Below are 16,067 nucleotides of genomic sequence, written 5' to 3'. Positions count from 1 at the left end.
TCAATTCTGATCCTACCGCCATTTCATCACGACATGAACTTGAACGCACTAACTCCTTGTGATCTAATCTAAATTATTCACAACGAGACACGGTTATGCCCAACTTCAAAACCGATTACTCGAACCAAAACATGTTCGTTCCTGTCATCATCGATGAACAACTCATCCCCGGCACTATCGAGTATGCGATTTCCCACATTGTTGATAATCACCTCGACCTCTCGCCCTTTAATGCGCACTACCACAACGACAAAAATGGGGCTGCGGCTTACCCTCCTTCTATCATGCTTAAGGTTGTCTTTTACGCCTATTCCCTCGGCATGTTATCTAGCCGACGCATAGAAAGAGCCTGCATCAACAATGTCACCTTTATGTGTTTATCTGGGGATGCAAGACCACATTTCACCACTATTGCGTCTTTCATCGCACAGATGAAGGACACCATTGAGCCACTGTTTACTCAAGTTCTAATGATATGTGATGAACAAGGCCTTATCGGGCGTAACATGTTTGCTATTGATGGCTGTAAAATTTCATCCAATGCCAGTAAAGAATGGAGTGGCACACACGACGAGTTACGACGCAAGAAAGAGAAACTTCAACGCGCCAGCCAACGTATTATCGAGCGTCATCAAAGCCAAGATGCACTCCCAAATGACGTTATCGAACAAGACTTACGACAAAAGCAAAAGCTTGATAAGGGCGCCGATAAAATTGGGGCGTTTCTCGCTAATACTCAAGATAAACTTGGCAGCAGCAACAAACCTATAAAAAGCAATATTACCGACAACGACAGCGCCAAAATGACTACGTCTAAAGGTACTATTCAAGGTTATAACGGCATCGCCATCACCGATGACAAACACCAAATCATTCTGCACAGCCAAGTATGGGGAAGCGTTGGTGAGCAGCAAACACTGAAGCCTGCTGTACTCGCATTAAAAGCCCAACTGGATAAGCTACCGAATATGGCACAGTACACCACCAAGTTCACCGCTGATAGTGGCTTTCACAGTAAAACCAACCTCAAGTTCTTAGCAGAAACGCCATACGACTGTTACGTCGCCGATACCGGTTTTCGCAGCCGCAACCCACTGTTTCAAAGCAGTGAAACCTATCAAACTGAGCAAGCGAAAAAACGAAAGAAACGCTCGAAAACAGGCAAAACCTGTTACCCCATTTCCATGTTTGAATTCAACCAAGACGAAATGACTTGTCGCTGCCCTGCCGGAAAAATAATGCGGCTAAGCAGTAAAAATGCTGTCATCCGTGGTGAACGGGGCGCTCAGTTTTGTGGTTATCTCAATGATTGCCGACAATGTGTTCACCAGTCACAGTGCATGAGAAAACCACCTGGCAAGCAAGTCGGCCGACAAGTGTTCTTCATCTACAAAAACACCAAAGGCTTTGACCACATGCAAGCTATGAAAGACAAGATTGATAGCCCAGAAGGAAGGCGGCAATACAGTAAGCGGCTTGGGTGCGTTGAACCTGTTTTTGGCAACATCACCGTCAACAAACAGATGAACCGGTTTACGCTGAGAGGAAAAGAGAAAGTAAACGCCCAATGGGCGATGTTCAGCATGCTCCACAACATAGAAAAGCTACGAAATTGCATTATATAGAGGGTAAAACCTCTCAAATCAACGAAAAACGCCGCTAAACTCTCATCTTGCCGCTATATCTTTCCTTACCATGATAAAGGCCACTATCATCGCGCAGCATTTAGGGCATTGTCTGTAGAATAAATGGCGATCAAACATGGAAAATCGGCTAAAAAGCGAGAAATTCTACAGCCTCAACGCCCTGTTAAGGTGTGAGCAACGCAATACCGAAGCTTCCGCATACCACCTTAAACACTAAACCCAACGCATGACAAAAATGCCAAGCGTTGCGAATCACTCTTAAACAGATTGTTAGGGCTAAAATATCACCTCTGCTCGCAGCTTCTTGGACACACCACGACACAAAACATCTTTGTTTTTGCCCCTACCCTGCACAATCATGCCCTTACATGATAAAAAGGGTTTCCATTTTTGCCCTCTAGTTGGTCGTTTAACACCTACGTATCGATTACATTCAGGACACTTTAAAATATCATCGTCATCTGAATTACTTTTGAGAGTTTCGACCACTTTTGCTAACTTTTCTTTCAAAGAGTCGACTGATTTGCAGATGTATTCTGTCCCGATACAGTCAAACAGGTGGATATTTACTTCTTCATACTTTGTATGATCCACGTTGTTAGCAAATGGATTCCCGACAAACGAACAATAGGCAGTTACTTCCCATCCATTGCCTAACTCATATCGATAATCATCACCAAAACCACTCGTATTTTTAAGTTCAAAACCAAACTCGGTTAAGATCGGATTTGCTTTATTTGTATCAAACATATCACTGCTTCCTTTTTAGCCCTAACGCCTTGGCATAAGGTGCGCCAACGCTGAACTTACAAAAACAAATACACTTCAAACCAAAACCGCCGAGTGTCAGGCGTCACATTAATGCCATTGTTACCCGGCCGTTCGACTTAGCTAAAGCAGCTTGCCTGCCATGATGAAGTGAAATTTAAAACGGCGCGGATTAAGCGCGACAAACAGCCAACTCAAAGCTGACAAATTCAAAACTATAACCACGGAAATGACTGCGTGTTTACCAACAAAATAGCGGTAACGATGCAGTTAGCACTATGGTTTACCTAGAGAAGATGAACCAGAAACGTGCACGAATACGGATAAAAAGGCAGCCCAACTAAAGCCGCGAACAACACCAGCAAAGTTACATTGTCACTACAAACACCAAAATGTAACCACTTCCCTACCAACGCACCGACCACAATGTTGAAAGCGGTCATCCTCGAAAATGGTGCGGCAATTGATGAGAAATTCAAGAACTGGTGAGTACGCGGAGCACCAACCGCCACGGCCGAACCATGGTTAAACCAACTACAGAAGTTGGCGCGGTTACCAGCGAACAGTCACGCAAGTCGTTGAGACGTTTAAAAATAAGAAGCCGCTATGAACGACGTATAATTCTAACCGCATACGAATTTATCTGGAATTGACCAATTCACAGCGACTGCGGAGTTAGGTACACAAAAAGAACTGAACCAAGTCGGGTAACGCCTTGGCATAAGGTGCGCCAACGCTGAACTTACAAAACCAAATACACTTCAAACCAAAACCGCCGAGTGTCAGGCGTCACATTAATGCCATTGTTACCCGGCCGTTCGACTTGGCTAAAGCAGCTTGCCTGCCATAATGAAATGCAGTTAAAAACGGCGCTTATTAAGCGCGACAAACACCCAACTCAAGGCAGACAAATTCAAAACTATAACCACAAAAACCACTGCGCATTTACCCACAAAATAGCGGCTGCGATGTTGTTAGCACTATGGTTTACCTAGAAAAGATGAGCCAAAAACGTTCGCCAATATTGATTAAAAGGCAGCCCAAACTAAAGCCGCGAACAACACCCACAATGCTATTTCTTTCGACAACCACCAAAATGTAACCACTTCCCTACCAACGCACCGACCACAATATTGAAAGCGGCCATCCTCGAAAATGGTGCGGCAATAGATGAGAAATTTAAGAACAGGTAAGTACGCGGAGCATCAACCGCCACGGCCGAACCATGGTTAAAACCAAATACAGGAGTTGGCGCGGTTACCAGCGAACATTCACGCAAGTCGTTGAGACGTTTAAAAATAAGAAGCCGCTACAAACGACGAACGATTCTTACTTCATACGAATTTATCTGGAATTGACCAACTCACAGCGACAACGGAGTTCGGTAAGCAAAAAGAACTCAACCAAGTCGGGTAACGCCTTGGCATAAGGTGCGCCAACGCATTACTTACAAAACCAAAGTCACTTCAAACCAAAACCGCCGAGTGTCAGGCGTCACATTAATGCCATTGTTACCCGGCCGTTCGACTTGGCTAAAGCAGCTTGCCTGCCATGATGAAATGCAATTAAAAACGGCGCTTATTAAGCGCGACAAACACTCAACTCAAGGCTGACAAATTCAAAAATATAACCACGGTAATTACTGCGCGTTTACCTACAAAATAGCGGCTACGATGAAGTTAGCACTATGGTTTACCTAGAAAAGATGAACCAGAAACACTCGCCAATACTGATAAAAAGGCAGCCCAAACTCAAGCCGCGAACAACACCAACAAAGTTACATTGTCACTACAACCACCAAAATATAACCACTTCCCTGCCCACGCACCGACCACAATATTGAAAGCGGCTATCCTCGATGATGGTGCGGCAATAGCTGAGAAATTTAAGAACTGGGAGTACGCGGAGCATCAACCGCCACGGCCGAACCATGGTTAATACCAACTACAGAAGTTGGCGCGGTTACCAGCGAACATTCACACAAACCATTGAGAAGTTTAAAAATAAGAAGCCGCTATGAACGACGAACAACTCTTACTGCATACGAATTTATCTGGAATTGACCAACGTACAACAACAGCGGAGTTAGGTAAGCAAAAAGAACTCAACCAAGTCGGGTAACATTTTCTTCTACGAATTGAATTCGTATATCCCCACCAAATCCGCAGATATACGCACGAGATTTACGATCTGTGTTCGTATATATCTCTCCAAAGATCACCCAAGCCGCATACAACAACTTCAATAATGAAGAGCATTAAGTACGCTACCGCCCTCGGGTACGTCCCCGCATGCATAGTAATAAAATGCAGGCGGTATAATACCAACTGATTGGATATGTAACTTGACGAAAGTCTAATTAACTAGGCATTTACTATCGACTTGTAAGTCAACAAGAGCTAAATGCGCAATTTTTAAGCGCTACCTGGCAGACAGGTGTTCACCACATTGAAATCTATCGACTATGTAAGGCAAAGAGGAAGGAAAATCACGCTCTTAACTCATGTTCTGCATCGCGGGATCTAATTTGATTAGGTTCTAACCACCAGCAGTGACAAACCCTCACGTAATACCGGCCACTATTCACTCTATACAGTTCTCTTTGCTGGCGTGTGTAATTCAAGCTCCTAGACACTCACTTTTCAGGTTTCCACTACCTAAATTAGACAAGCTGATTTTCATAAAAATGCTCATTAAGTAATAAAACGATTAAAAACAGGAGGATAAGAAGAAAATCAGAATCTCATTTAGCTATACAGAATCCCAAATGAGGCTGGAACTGACAACTGTGTCATGTCCAATATTTAATGAGATTTGGGGTATTTGAAAATCAATAAGTTAGGAAGATTTGTCCAACTTTAAATTGTACAAAATCCGACAATTTGCGAGATTATCAGAAGAAATCCAGTAATTCGTGGGATTTCTGCCGGATATCCTAGAGGGTAAAGAAGAGTGATGGCACTGTCTGGAAAGCCATATTAGTAATTAATATAGCAGATTCTATGATGATATTAATATAAAAATAAACCCTGTTTGAAATCGCAAAGTCTCAAAATTTCAGACAAAAAAAAGCACCTGATAAATCAGGTGCCCTTAACTTTTAAAACTCACTTTTTAGCCTTCGCTTCCTACCCTTATAGTTCTGGGCCAACTCATCATATCTATCAAGTAGTACTTGTTCTGCACTCTTAGGATATATCTCAAAAGAGTTGCAATGCTCTTCATTGACCCTCACTAGGGGGTCGACCTTAGCCCGCTTCAATGCACACAGACACTTAGTCTTACTCTTGCTATGTGAGTATGCCCACTTATTTAAAATCAGGTAGTTATCATGAAGTTCTTTTAAAGCAGATGTTGGAATATCTTCTTTTGCCCTTAAGACATCAAAACCCATAACCTTTTGAACAAAAACACTTTTTAACGCGGCCCTGACATTGGGCATCTGAGTCCCGAAGAAACCTGGCAGAAACGTTACTGGAACCGTTTGATATTCATAAATGTCACATTCTGTGTACTTTTCACAAAAAGCTTCTTTGTGTACATACAATCGTCCAATAACTGTTCCTTTTTGATTTGACAGCAACTGTGTAGGGAAATCACAGTTAAATATATCCACTAACACTCTCCCCTCATGCAGCCCAGAGATGAACTTACACGCTACCGGTACAAACTCATCATATGCCACATATCCTTCTTCAACATTATCAACCCGAATCAGTTTTGAAAACTGGCGTGCAACTGCCTCTAAACAATAAAGCGCATCTTTCTTGGCTGCCTTAGGATTGATCTGGATAAAGACCCCAGCCTGTCTTAACTGTTCAAAATCTTTCGGTTTTATCCCAAGAAAATTCATTAGTTGGGTGGCCTTTACAAGACCTCTTGTAGAGGCTCCTTCACACAAGAATGCAAAACGCTTCGTACTTTTGATGATGTCAAATTCGCGCGAGTCACTTTCAAATACCGGTGCATCCAATTCGCCATCACTAGCATTATCATTAGCCAAGGCTAATGCTGTAGCCTCACGGTACAGCGTCAGAGGTAGTTCTTCACCCATTACCTGGTTCACCTCATGCCAACGGCGATTCAGAGCCTCTTTTAGTGTCTGCCTAGCAGTATAACTATTAAGCAAATTCCAGGCCTTTTGCATCAACGCCATCACTTCTACGACACGCATGTCCCTCACTCGGATATCCGAGGTGAATAAATCCAACGGCCGAACAGCAACCATGCTCATCCCCAATAACGATTGAAGTAACTCTCTAGACTGAGCTCCTTGAAATACTTCCTTCTGCCATACAGGCACAGTCATTACCTGTACAGGCCCATCTGACATATGAGAGCCACAGTCATGGCAACGTCCATTCAAACAAAAGTCCAGTTCAAGGCCATTTCCACAATGTGGACAGCAATCAATCATCTGCTCATTATGTTTCGTACATACACAATACATCGCATGCTGCCATGCCTGACGGTGATACGGAGCCTCAGACAAGCAACTAAGGCAAGCCCGAACTGTACGTACCTTCATTTCACTCGTCCCTATCACACTGGGTATCCATAGATCTTTCATGGATGGTGTTCTTAGGATTTCCAACAGCGCTTGTTCGCTGACGTTAAGCACTTTGCTTAACGCCGTATACATCATTGACTCTGACGCCGAACCAGGCGTAAACCACGTGCTCGGCCCAAACCCCAAGTGCTTAACTAATGTCTTGTATTTGCAGGCATTAACGTTAGCCAGGCGTAACAGGAAGCTTTTGAGGCTTTCTCCAAGCATTGGCGGACGGCGAACTGCCAGAGAGTGCTCATCACGTACACCAAACTCCATCAGATCACGCCCCTCATCAGTTTCTTATTCAACTGCTGACTAGTTGCCAGGAAAGGATTAAACCCTAGCTGCGTTTCCCTCAGCTTGAAATAACTCGAAAAAGCATCGGCAAAGATCTCTTTGCTTAGCTCCGTACAATCACGCTTTTGAGCCACATGAATAGCTTCTGTTATAAGCTTTTTAAGCAATGCCATACTACCGCCTGTAGCGAGAAATAGCCGCTCCAACATCTTGCCTTCAAAGACGACAGATGATGGTAATGGTGAGCGCTTCATCAGCTTATCAACAAAATACTTGTAATATTCCGTATCCTGCTGGGTATCGATAGAAAAGCTTGGAATCCGATATAAGTTATAAAGACGGTGAAACTGCCCATCAACTTGCAACACATGCTCGACTGACTCTGTACCAGCAATAACTATCGGGATGAGTGTTTCTTTCATAAACCCCTTATAAAACATTGCCGTTTTAAATGCTTTCTCGCCCGTATATCCCTCAAACAAGTCTTGAAATTCATCAATAATAATCATCAACACGCCTCGTCCTTGCATAAGGATACGAAGCCGTATTCTCATATCTTCCGAGGTACCCTTGGTCGGTTCAATATCACCAAGTTCATATAGCAGCGCGCTGAAAAATGACTTAGGTGTCGTGACATTTTTGGCCGTAATAACGACAACGGGCAATTCATCAGAATTGGGCGGAACCTGGCTGTTAACCTCGTCACGAAAAGCCCGACATAGCGTACTCTTACCAACACCGGTGGGGCCGCTAATCGCCACAGACTCAAAGTCATCAGTGCCTGAAAAGCCAATGGCCTTAACCAGACACTCTTTGGCTAATTTATAGTGCGGATGCTCAACTTTTGTCGCTTTAAAACCTAACTGAACATCATTACGATATTTTGCTAAAACACTACTCTTCATCATCCCACAGCCCCTTACTAAAACCAGTAAAATTGTCATCATCAACGTCAGCACCCAAATAAGCTTTATACGATGACTCATCATTTAACTGCAGTTCCATAAGATCGTGCAGCTCATCAAGTTTGGCTGGCTTATTCGTATTCTTAGCAGCCTTCGCCTTTTGTCGTTCACGTTTCGCCTTAGCATCTTTGGCTTTTTTGCGCGCAACACTATCCGCTGTCATTTCCGCATAATTAATCACAGGCCCAGTAACACCAGCGGGAATTGTTCCGTTAAAGCTTTTTGTCTCAGCCAATGTCATACCAGCAACTACCCTTGGGTGGACACATTTGACGTGAATCAAGTCTTGAGTAATAGGATCAACAACCGCAACATGAGACATATCTGCATGCGTCGCTAGTAGTTCTACCTTTGGGTTATTCTTATCCGAACGTTTCTTAATTTTTGAATAAAGCTCTCGAAGCTCTTTACAATTGAACCGAAGATTTTCGTACTGAACACCTTTAAAAGGATCCAATGTCGCTACCTTCAAACGCGGGTATAGCATACGAATAACCTGAGCCTGTTCAGGAAAACTAATTCCGCTGTACGCTGCCTTTTTCTCCCATGTGTCAAATGGTGTCGCCCCATTGAGGCTTTTATGTGGTGTATGGTGGTAATCATTTACGATAAAGTGATACAAGCAATTTTTAAACTCATTGACCGTTAACGTTGCCGTTCTTTTTAGTGTCTGATCGGGCTCTAATTCTTCAGACTTTCGCCCTGAAGACATATAGCCAGGCGTCGTATGTAAAAAGCGGGTACGTAATGTTCGAAAGAAGCGTTCGATAAACGGCTTCTTCCATGGTCGCCTGACTTGCGTGGTTTGGCGCGACACATCTAGAAAGGACAGTAATAAAGTAAATGCTTTTGATACATATCCTGCACCTGCATCAGAGATAATTTGTGCTGGTTTCCCACACATAGGCCACCCTTTGCGAAATTGCTCAGGAATGGCCTCATTATCGGTTTTAGGCAATATAGCGCTTCGCAAGCAATCAACGATATGCTCGGTACTTTCACCTTTTCGACCAACTTCTAGGGATATACCTAAGATCGCGCGGCTGTATACATCAATAGCAACAGTTAAAATAGCGGGGCCAAGATAATTACCATCGTCATCATACAAACCAATATTGATATAAGCAGAATCAATTTCTACCCGCTCTAAAATGGAGGTAACAAGGTATTGATCAATGGCTAAACGATCGTGTTTGTTCGCTGCTGATTGACCTTTTGTTGAAGCAATAACCTCCCCCTCATCTAAGTAAGCGTAAACCTCCTTGTAGAAAGTTGAACGACACGGAAAGTTGCTAATATTATTATGCTTCCATCCAGACTCGAGCTCCTTATAAATAGTACTAAGGAACTTGTTATTTCGTTTCAAATAATCTTGGTGCAAGGCGTCATAGATATCATCTAAGCGGCTTAATGGCACACGGCTTTTACGATTCGGCCCCGTTTTTCGAGGAGCAAACGCCATTATGTGTGACCCTGCTGTTTTATAGTCCTTAATCCAGCGGGAAACTGTCGATTTAGACGGTGGACTTAAATCGCCGATTTGGGATGGGATCACGGTCAACATATCGTCATATGCGTCTTGCGATGTAGGCTTTCCTGAGCAATGAGCCAGCATGTAATCAACATACGATCGCTTGCGTTCTAGTTCTGCATATTCACGCTCTGTCAGCATCTCCTTTGTTGGGATCAGCGTCTCAGTGTTTAAGATTTTAAGGCTGCCATTACAGAACATCTGCTGAATATAGCTCGTTTCAAATACCTTGCTAATTTTTGTCTTTTCAAATTTTATGAGTGTGTCTTCATGGCAAATATGTTTAATAAACCCTTTCTTGCCTAAAATTTCTATTCGTTGGTTTTTTTGAAAATTGCCGTAGCTATCACGCATTTAGAATCAACTCCATATGGTCATTGAATGGAGTCTGCAAATCACACAAAACCTCGCGATGGGCAATAGCATAGTAGAGAGATGCGATATTTATACGTTGCTCGCCTATCCAACGAAAAAGCTCACCGAACAGACAATTAGAACCAAATACGGCACGCGCCTCTGAAAGCCACGTTAGATCGTGAGGGTAACTACGATGGCGATATAGTTGCCAAAGGTTTGCTATATAGAGTCTGTTTGATGTGAGTTCATCTGTAACAACACGAAAGTTGATACCTTTGCGAAATAAACGGCACTCGACTTCACGTAATCGTTTGATCACCTGAGGTTTATCCAGCTCAGAGGCTGGTTTCACTTCTTCTATGTATTCTTTTCCATCACTCTCACGAGTGATGGCATCAGGTGTATAACGAAAATCACCAAAATCGATAGTGAAAGGTTGCGTCAAACGTTTTACAACTCGCGGATCGAAATCTTTGACGAGGCAAACCTCTGCTTCAAGTGTGCTTTCACAAAGCTGGGCTTTAGGATGTTTGATACTTGGGAATGATGTGATCGCTTTGACTTTGTCATAGCGATAAATTCGATGAATAAGGTAGTTATCAATGAAGTGATTCTCGTTTAGATAACTATCTTTTAGGTGATTTTTTTCAAGCATGAAAAATCCTCTCTGTTTATAGACACAGAGAAGATTAGCCGCAAAATCAACATATAACAAGCGCATTTTTAGCACTTACAATTATGTTAGTACTAACATAATCCAAAATCAAGCTTTTTTTCACTCAATATTTTAAAGTGAATCAAAGAGATATCGCATTAATATTGGCATAACTAACATCAAAACCTTACTAAAACATGAACTTAAAAAATTCACTTAACCAATAAAATTTGATCAATTTCAAGTATCTAGACATCAACTCGACCATCAAAATTAGTCAACAAAGCTCATAACACTTCCTTTGTGAACCCGCTTTCTAGTATCCAAAAATATCATTAACAAGTCACCCCTCCTCTTCAGCAATGGCTCTTGTAAAGTAATAAATTCCTATCTCATTAACCTAATTATGAGAAACTTCAGGACTTACAGGTTAGTGCTAATGACTAAACTTCTGAGGGCATCAAGATGCACTTGCACGCCTTTAATCTCATATGAACGTCCTGTGTCCGGTGATGAGCAAACATATAATAACCAACCTATTATGTTGTTTTTCAAGATAGCCTCATCTATTTACAGCTAGGTTCAAACTTTTGGCTACAAATCCACACATGAGAAGTCTATTGCATATAATCAACCCTTTTGGTATACATTTGTTTTGGTGAAGTTGAATGCTTTTTAGCTCTCACAGAATTGGACTCAGATTCTGTATGGATAGTGATAGTCGTTTTATAGATTCGCGGACATCCGAAGATTTAAATGCGATATGTCGTACTTGTGGTGCCCCAGTTACATACTAGGTTAGGCTCTGACTAGGTACTCGGGTATTGAGTTCATACTTGTTAGTACTATCAACTCATCCACTAACTCAACTAGCAACGACTGATGGGAACACGTTCATTTCAAAGGCTCACAATCACCAAAAACTCAATTTTCCTCTAAATATTAGACTGTTAGGTATCAACAATACGCCAAAATAAGTATACTGTTTCATATCTTAAGCGAATAGAACAAAACAAAGACATGGAACAACATCATCAATCAATGCTATCTCGAATAGGTAAAGCAATAAAACTCCTTTTCAAATACTTCTGGGAAATAGTCATTTCTCTTTTTGGTATTTATTCCCTTGCCAATTTGCTATACAAACAGATATTTGAGTATTCAATATCATTCAGTGAATTAGATTTTTCAGAATTAATTTTTATAATTGCTTTCACCCGATTAACTCTCAATTACTGCCGTACAGTTAAATTATCGAAAGCAGGCATATTTAAAAGTATTGAAAGTTACTTTTTACCACAGGGTTTTTTGTTTCTGGTCGGAAACTTCATCATCAGACACAACATATTAATGATCACCTCCTATTTAGATGAACCTGTACTCAAAATAGCTTGCTTCCTTCTAATATTAGCGGGCATTGGAATTAGCATCTTTATTATCCAAGAAAGTAAATTAGCCCTGCCAGCACCTAAAAAAGTTAAATCAGATAAATCTCAGGACAGCTTACAATGAAACCATTACTTTTCCTCACTCTTATCAGCATATCTTTCTGTTCAGTTGCGAAAACAGATAGAGTCAATCATCCAGGCTCTCCTGCTTTTCTTCAATCTGCATGTCAAGAATACATTGAGCTATACAATAAGAAAGGTGATGAAATGTTTGCCGCTTTTTTGACCACATCAAAAGAAGAAAGCTTTCGAGCAGGCTATTGCCTCGGAGCAATTAGTCACTTTGAATCGGCCCGACGTTGTCATTACGGTTCAACATACAGAGCAGCACAAAAAATCGCGAAACTAGATATATCCTATAACCATAGTGAAGACAGATTTATCCAGGACGCTGTATGCCAGTAAGTTATTTAAACACAAACCAAGCCGTCAAAGAGCTTTTTGGTATCAACGCTTCATGCTTACGCAGCAAAGCTAACACATTTGTAAGAAACGAAACTATTCCCAAAACTTTAGTAATAAATGAGGGGTTTGCTGACGCCAGTATGGGTAAAAGAGGTAAAGTTCATTTACAACCTAAGGCACTAGTACCTCTGTTTAATGCATTCCTGTTAGATGCTTTTCTTGGTGATCCAAAAACCGTTAGATCAGCTATGCATGAGCCAACCAAAAGGAACAGTTATGCACGATTAATCGAAGAGATATTACATAACCTTGATATCACCGAAAATAAGCATCAGCTTTCATCGGCAGCTTCCAGCTTTATTACTCAACTGAAAGATCCTAAATTCAGCTTAACTGAACAAAAACTGGACACCCCGTTCAAAGATGAACAACTGCCACAACTGAACTTCAAGCTAACTAATGCCAGTCTATTACGAGAACTATTGCTGAAAAACCGCCTTGCTCTCACCGCGACTGAGCAGCTACTTCTTGATTTTCTAAATAATGAACTAGAAGCTGCATATCAAATAGCACAAACTTTGGACTCAGACCTTCTGGCTAAAGACACTACCCTGCAAATGCTTGTAAGTTTTATTCAACAACAATATAAAGAGGCCGTTAGCTTTACCCACTTCCTTTCTCGTCTTCCCGACTAAAAAAACACTTTTTTGTGCAGTGCACAACGTAACACTACTCCTGTTATCAATTACAGGATTAGTGTTATGTCTACTAAACAACTAGTAATCAACTTTCACATGACAGAGCGTTGTAACTATAACTGTCACTATTGTTATGCAAAATGGGAAAAACCAAATGAAATTCACAAACAAGAAGGCACTGTAAATCAGTTACTGACAAACCTCAGTAATTACTTTTTAAACCCCAACCCTGTCCAGTCAGAGCTTGGCTACGATAGCGTTCGACTTAACTTTGCCGGTGGCGAACCGTTACTGCTTAAAAACAAGTTTATCGATGCGATTGATTGTGCAATATCTTTAGGCTTTGACATATCAATCATTACCAACGGCCACCTGCTTACAGAAAGCTTCATAAAGGAGCAGGCTCATCGTATGAGCATGATTGGTATTAGCTATGATTCGGCAAACCAGGCATGCCAACAACAGATCGGACGCAATACAAGAAGTGGCTCGGTGATCACACCGAGACAACTGAGCAACATCAGTCATCTAATAAGAAAGCATGCACCTAAGACGGAGCTAAAAATTAATACTGTTGTTAACCAGTTCAATATCAATGAAGACCTATCTTCCCTAATCTCAGAAGTTAAGCCAGATAAATGGAAACTACTCCAAGTACTGGGGATCTACGATGAAATACCTGAAATATCAGATAGTGATTTTACCAATTTCGTCACTCGTCATCAGTCACTCAACTCAGTTATGTCGATTGAAGATAATGCCTCGATGAGAGGTTCATATCTGATGATAGATCCAAGCGGTTGCTTTTTTCAGAACGAAAATACTCACAGCGGGTACCTCAAGAGCCGATCTCTGCTAACTACACCTTTAGGTATAGCTTTAAAAGAAAGTGGCTTTAATCCTAAGAAGTTTTCTGCGCGATACAAATAAAACTTTTTTGTGCACTGCACAAATTAACAATGGTTTTGCTTTATGAAGAAGCACATAAATCAACATTTATAGAGGAATCAGATATGTCTAAAAAAATCACTCCAGCAAACAATTCAGGTAACCAACAAAACCCAAATAAAGGAACTCCAGGTACTAACCGTCAATATGATCAGGCACAAGGTAACCGTGGTAAGCAAATGAACCCAAATCAAAAAGGTAATAAATAACCGGAGTAATCGATGGAGAAGCAAACTATATTGTTATCTCATCGCAAACTTGTTCACCTAGGGGGGCAACTGCCCCCTTACATTACACAAAAGGCCATACAGCTATGCGGTAAGATTGCATCCAACACATTTTCATTAAACCAGCTAAAGGGAAAACGGTTAACACGCAACCGTAACTACATCAGCTATTCAATTAATAAGAACTATCGAGTGGTAGTGAAAAGTAATCAGCGACATCATGGCCCTTATCTTTGCTTGAGCCATGCTGACTATAATCACTGGCTAAAGAAGATATAAAAAGAACTGCATTTCATTTTGAACTGATAACTGCTGACTTCACAAACTATACAATTATCGAAGAGCTTAGTAATTGTCCTTATAGAGGAAGCTACACGTAGTAAATGCTATAAGTCCTTTTTTAAAGCCCATCGATTTATACCATGTGGATAACAATTGTTAAAAATTAAAGGTATGACATTGTTACACATCAGCCTAGTCGTCTAATTCAACTCAGAATAACCAAGACACTTTTTAAATAAAAAGAAATGAGGAACAAATGAATAAATTTATTGCTTTTGAAGGGCTAGATGCCTGCGGAAAAACAACGCTAAGTTCACTCTTCGCGAAAGAGAAAAAAGCCGTTGTTCATTCTGCGGTAGTGGTAGAAGCACAGGAACTTAGAAATATCATTGACTCCTACCAGTCAAAGGAGAGCGCTTTACTCTTTTTTTTGCTAAACAACTTCTTGAAGAGTCATGAGATTTCGGGGGAATTAGAGTCTGGAGATGTCATACTAGACAGATATATCTTTTCAACCTTGGCATACCAGACAATTATGCTTGAAGAAGATACGGTCAAGAAGATCTTTGATGCACTTAACATTGCAAAAAAAATTCTTCTTCCAGATGTAATAGTTTTTGTTAAGGCCGATGCTGAAACTATAAACAGCAGGATAGCGGCCAGAAATGGCACTGTTCAGTGGTACGGTGATGCAGTAACGCAAAATAATTGTGTAGAAACAGCCTACAAAAAGATCTTTCAGTGGTTTGATATTCCCATTGTAGAAATTGACACATCAGAAAAGTGTAATATGTCCGTGGAAGAAAATTACCAGCTAATGAAAGATCGGATTGATTGCGTTCTTTCTGGAGGGAGTAATTCATAAATACATTTAGGCATGAAGAATGAAATTTTGCAATATTCTGTATATGCTCTACTAACTGACAAAGAGTCAATATCGACATTGACTCTTTGCATTTTAAACCTAGAGCATAACCTCGTTCATAAGAACAACCGAATAATTATGATGCCCCATACCACCTTGGTGATGGGGTATTTGTTTAAAATTAGGGGAATGACAATGTTCACTTTAACACGTTGACATAAACCACCTATCGCTTCTTGTCCGATAGAGCTAGCACTTGTATATTTCGGTGGATGTAAACCATAGTATTAGAAACTTAAAGCCTGAGCCGAAACAGACTTAGGGGGCTTTCGAAGCAAAAAATGCCAAGTGTAAAAGCTCAATCCATAAAAGTTCTGGACAAAAACAACTTAGACTAATCACTCTAGAGCGACAAGTTTAGAT

16 protein-coding genes are annotated in these 16,067 nt (G+C 41.1%); 10 read left to right on the top strand and 6 right to left on the bottom strand.

What is annotated here, in order from left to right; all coding sequences use genetic code 11:
• The first annotated feature begins 95 nt into the window (after window positions 1–95).
• Entirely contained in the window at window positions 96–1,625 is a 1,530-nt protein-coding gene (locus OCU87_RS07880; protein WP_261858196.1) for a transposase, read from the top strand.
• A 297-nt stretch (window positions 1,626–1,922) separates the two neighbouring features.
• Here OCU87_RS07880 and OCU87_RS07870 read toward each other — a convergent pair whose 3' ends face one another.
• Window positions 1,923–2,396, bottom strand: a complete 474-nt coding sequence (locus OCU87_RS07870) for a hypothetical protein (protein WP_261858194.1) — start codon at window positions 2,394–2,396, stop codon at window positions 1,923–1,925.
• Between the two features lie 815 nt (window positions 2,397–3,211).
• On the opposite strand from OCU87_RS07870, the gene OCU87_RS07865 reads away from it, so the two are divergent.
• Complete coding sequence (locus OCU87_RS07865; protein ID WP_261858193.1) at window positions 3,212–3,409, top strand: hypothetical protein; 198 nt, start codon at window positions 3,212–3,214, stop codon at window positions 3,407–3,409.
• 77 nt (window positions 3,410–3,486) lie between these two features.
• Here OCU87_RS07865 and OCU87_RS07860 read toward each other — a convergent pair whose 3' ends face one another.
• Window positions 3,487–3,693, bottom strand: coding sequence for a hypothetical protein (locus OCU87_RS07860; protein ID WP_261858192.1), 207 nt, complete (start codon window positions 3,691–3,693; stop codon window positions 3,487–3,489).
• A 151-nt stretch (window positions 3,694–3,844) separates the two neighbouring features.
• Here OCU87_RS07860 and OCU87_RS07855 point away from each other — a divergent pair, with 151 nt between their 5' ends.
• Entirely contained in the window at window positions 3,845–4,027 is a 183-nt protein-coding gene (locus OCU87_RS07855; RefSeq protein ID WP_261858191.1) for a hypothetical protein, read from the top strand.
• A 1,487-nt stretch (window positions 4,028–5,514) separates the two neighbouring features.
• Here OCU87_RS07855 and OCU87_RS07850 read toward each other — a convergent pair.
• Genes OCU87_RS07850 through OCU87_RS07835 form a run of 4 tightly spaced genes read right to left on the bottom strand, consistent with a single transcriptional unit; the run spans window position 5,515 to window position 10,771 of the window.
• Entirely contained in the window at window positions 5,515–7,242 is a 1,728-nt protein-coding gene (locus tag OCU87_RS07850; protein ID WP_261858190.1) for a TniQ family protein, read from the bottom strand.
• Window positions 7,242–8,171, bottom strand: coding sequence for an ATP-binding protein (locus OCU87_RS07845; protein WP_062692748.1), 930 nt, complete (start codon window positions 8,169–8,171; stop codon window positions 7,242–7,244). The genes OCU87_RS07850 and OCU87_RS07845 overlap by 1 nt, the downstream gene beginning before the upstream one ends.
• Window positions 8,158–10,113, bottom strand: coding sequence for a DDE-type integrase/transposase/recombinase (locus OCU87_RS07840; protein ID WP_062692747.1), 1,956 nt, complete (start codon window positions 10,111–10,113; stop codon window positions 8,158–8,160). Before OCU87_RS07840 ends, OCU87_RS07845 begins: the two co-directional genes overlap by 14 nt.
• Window positions 10,106–10,771 (bottom strand): hypothetical protein, encoded by a 666-nt coding sequence (locus OCU87_RS07835; protein ID WP_261855999.1) that lies wholly within the window; start codon window positions 10,769–10,771, stop codon window positions 10,106–10,108. Before OCU87_RS07835 ends, OCU87_RS07840 begins: the two co-directional genes overlap by 8 nt.
• Before the next feature lie 1,020 nt (window positions 10,772–11,791).
• Between OCU87_RS07835 and OCU87_RS07830 the strand changes: the two genes are divergently transcribed.
• The 7 genes from OCU87_RS07830 (at window position 11,792) to OCU87_RS07805 (ending at window position 15,644) form a co-directional block, all read left to right on the top strand.
• Complete coding sequence (locus OCU87_RS07830; protein WP_146156708.1) at window positions 11,792–12,283, top strand: hypothetical protein; 492 nt, start codon at window positions 11,792–11,794, stop codon at window positions 12,281–12,283.
• Window positions 12,280–12,624, top strand: coding sequence for a hypothetical protein (locus OCU87_RS07825; protein WP_261858189.1), 345 nt, complete (start codon window positions 12,280–12,282; stop codon window positions 12,622–12,624). Before OCU87_RS07830 ends, OCU87_RS07825 begins: the two co-directional genes overlap by 4 nt.
• Window positions 12,615–13,319: a hypothetical protein gene (locus OCU87_RS07820; RefSeq protein ID WP_261858188.1), complete on the top strand. Its 705-nt coding sequence runs from the start codon at window positions 12,615–12,617 to the stop codon at window positions 13,317–13,319. The genes OCU87_RS07825 and OCU87_RS07820 overlap by 10 nt, the downstream gene beginning before the upstream one ends.
• Before the next feature lie 66 nt (window positions 13,320–13,385).
• Complete coding sequence (locus tag OCU87_RS07815) at window positions 13,386–14,252, top strand: viperin family antiviral radical SAM protein (protein ID WP_261858187.1); 867 nt, start codon at window positions 13,386–13,388, stop codon at window positions 14,250–14,252.
• 83 nt (window positions 14,253–14,335) lie between these two features.
• Window positions 14,336–14,479 (top strand): hypothetical protein, encoded by a 144-nt coding sequence (locus tag OCU87_RS07810; RefSeq protein WP_162845638.1) that lies wholly within the window; start codon window positions 14,336–14,338, stop codon window positions 14,477–14,479.
• Between the two features lie 12 nt (window positions 14,480–14,491).
• Window positions 14,492–14,776, top strand: a complete 285-nt coding sequence (locus OCU87_RS25110) for a ParE family toxin-like protein (RefSeq protein WP_420892226.1) — start codon at window positions 14,492–14,494, stop codon at window positions 14,774–14,776.
• Between the two features lie 259 nt (window positions 14,777–15,035).
• The gene (locus tag OCU87_RS07805) at window positions 15,036–15,644 is read left to right on the top strand and encodes a deoxynucleoside kinase (RefSeq protein ID WP_261858186.1); all 609 of its coding nucleotides are present in this window, start codon (window positions 15,036–15,038) and stop codon (window positions 15,642–15,644) included.
• Window positions 15,645–16,067: the final 423 nt, after the last annotated feature.

Origin of the sequence: Photobacterium sanguinicancri (assembly GCF_024346675.1) — a bacterium.
Taxonomy (GTDB): Bacteria; Pseudomonadota; Gammaproteobacteria; order Enterobacterales; family Vibrionaceae; genus Photobacterium; species Photobacterium sanguinicancri.
The sequence above is the reverse complement of the archived record's forward strand: the minus strand, read 5'-3'. Positions and strand labels throughout refer to the sequence as shown.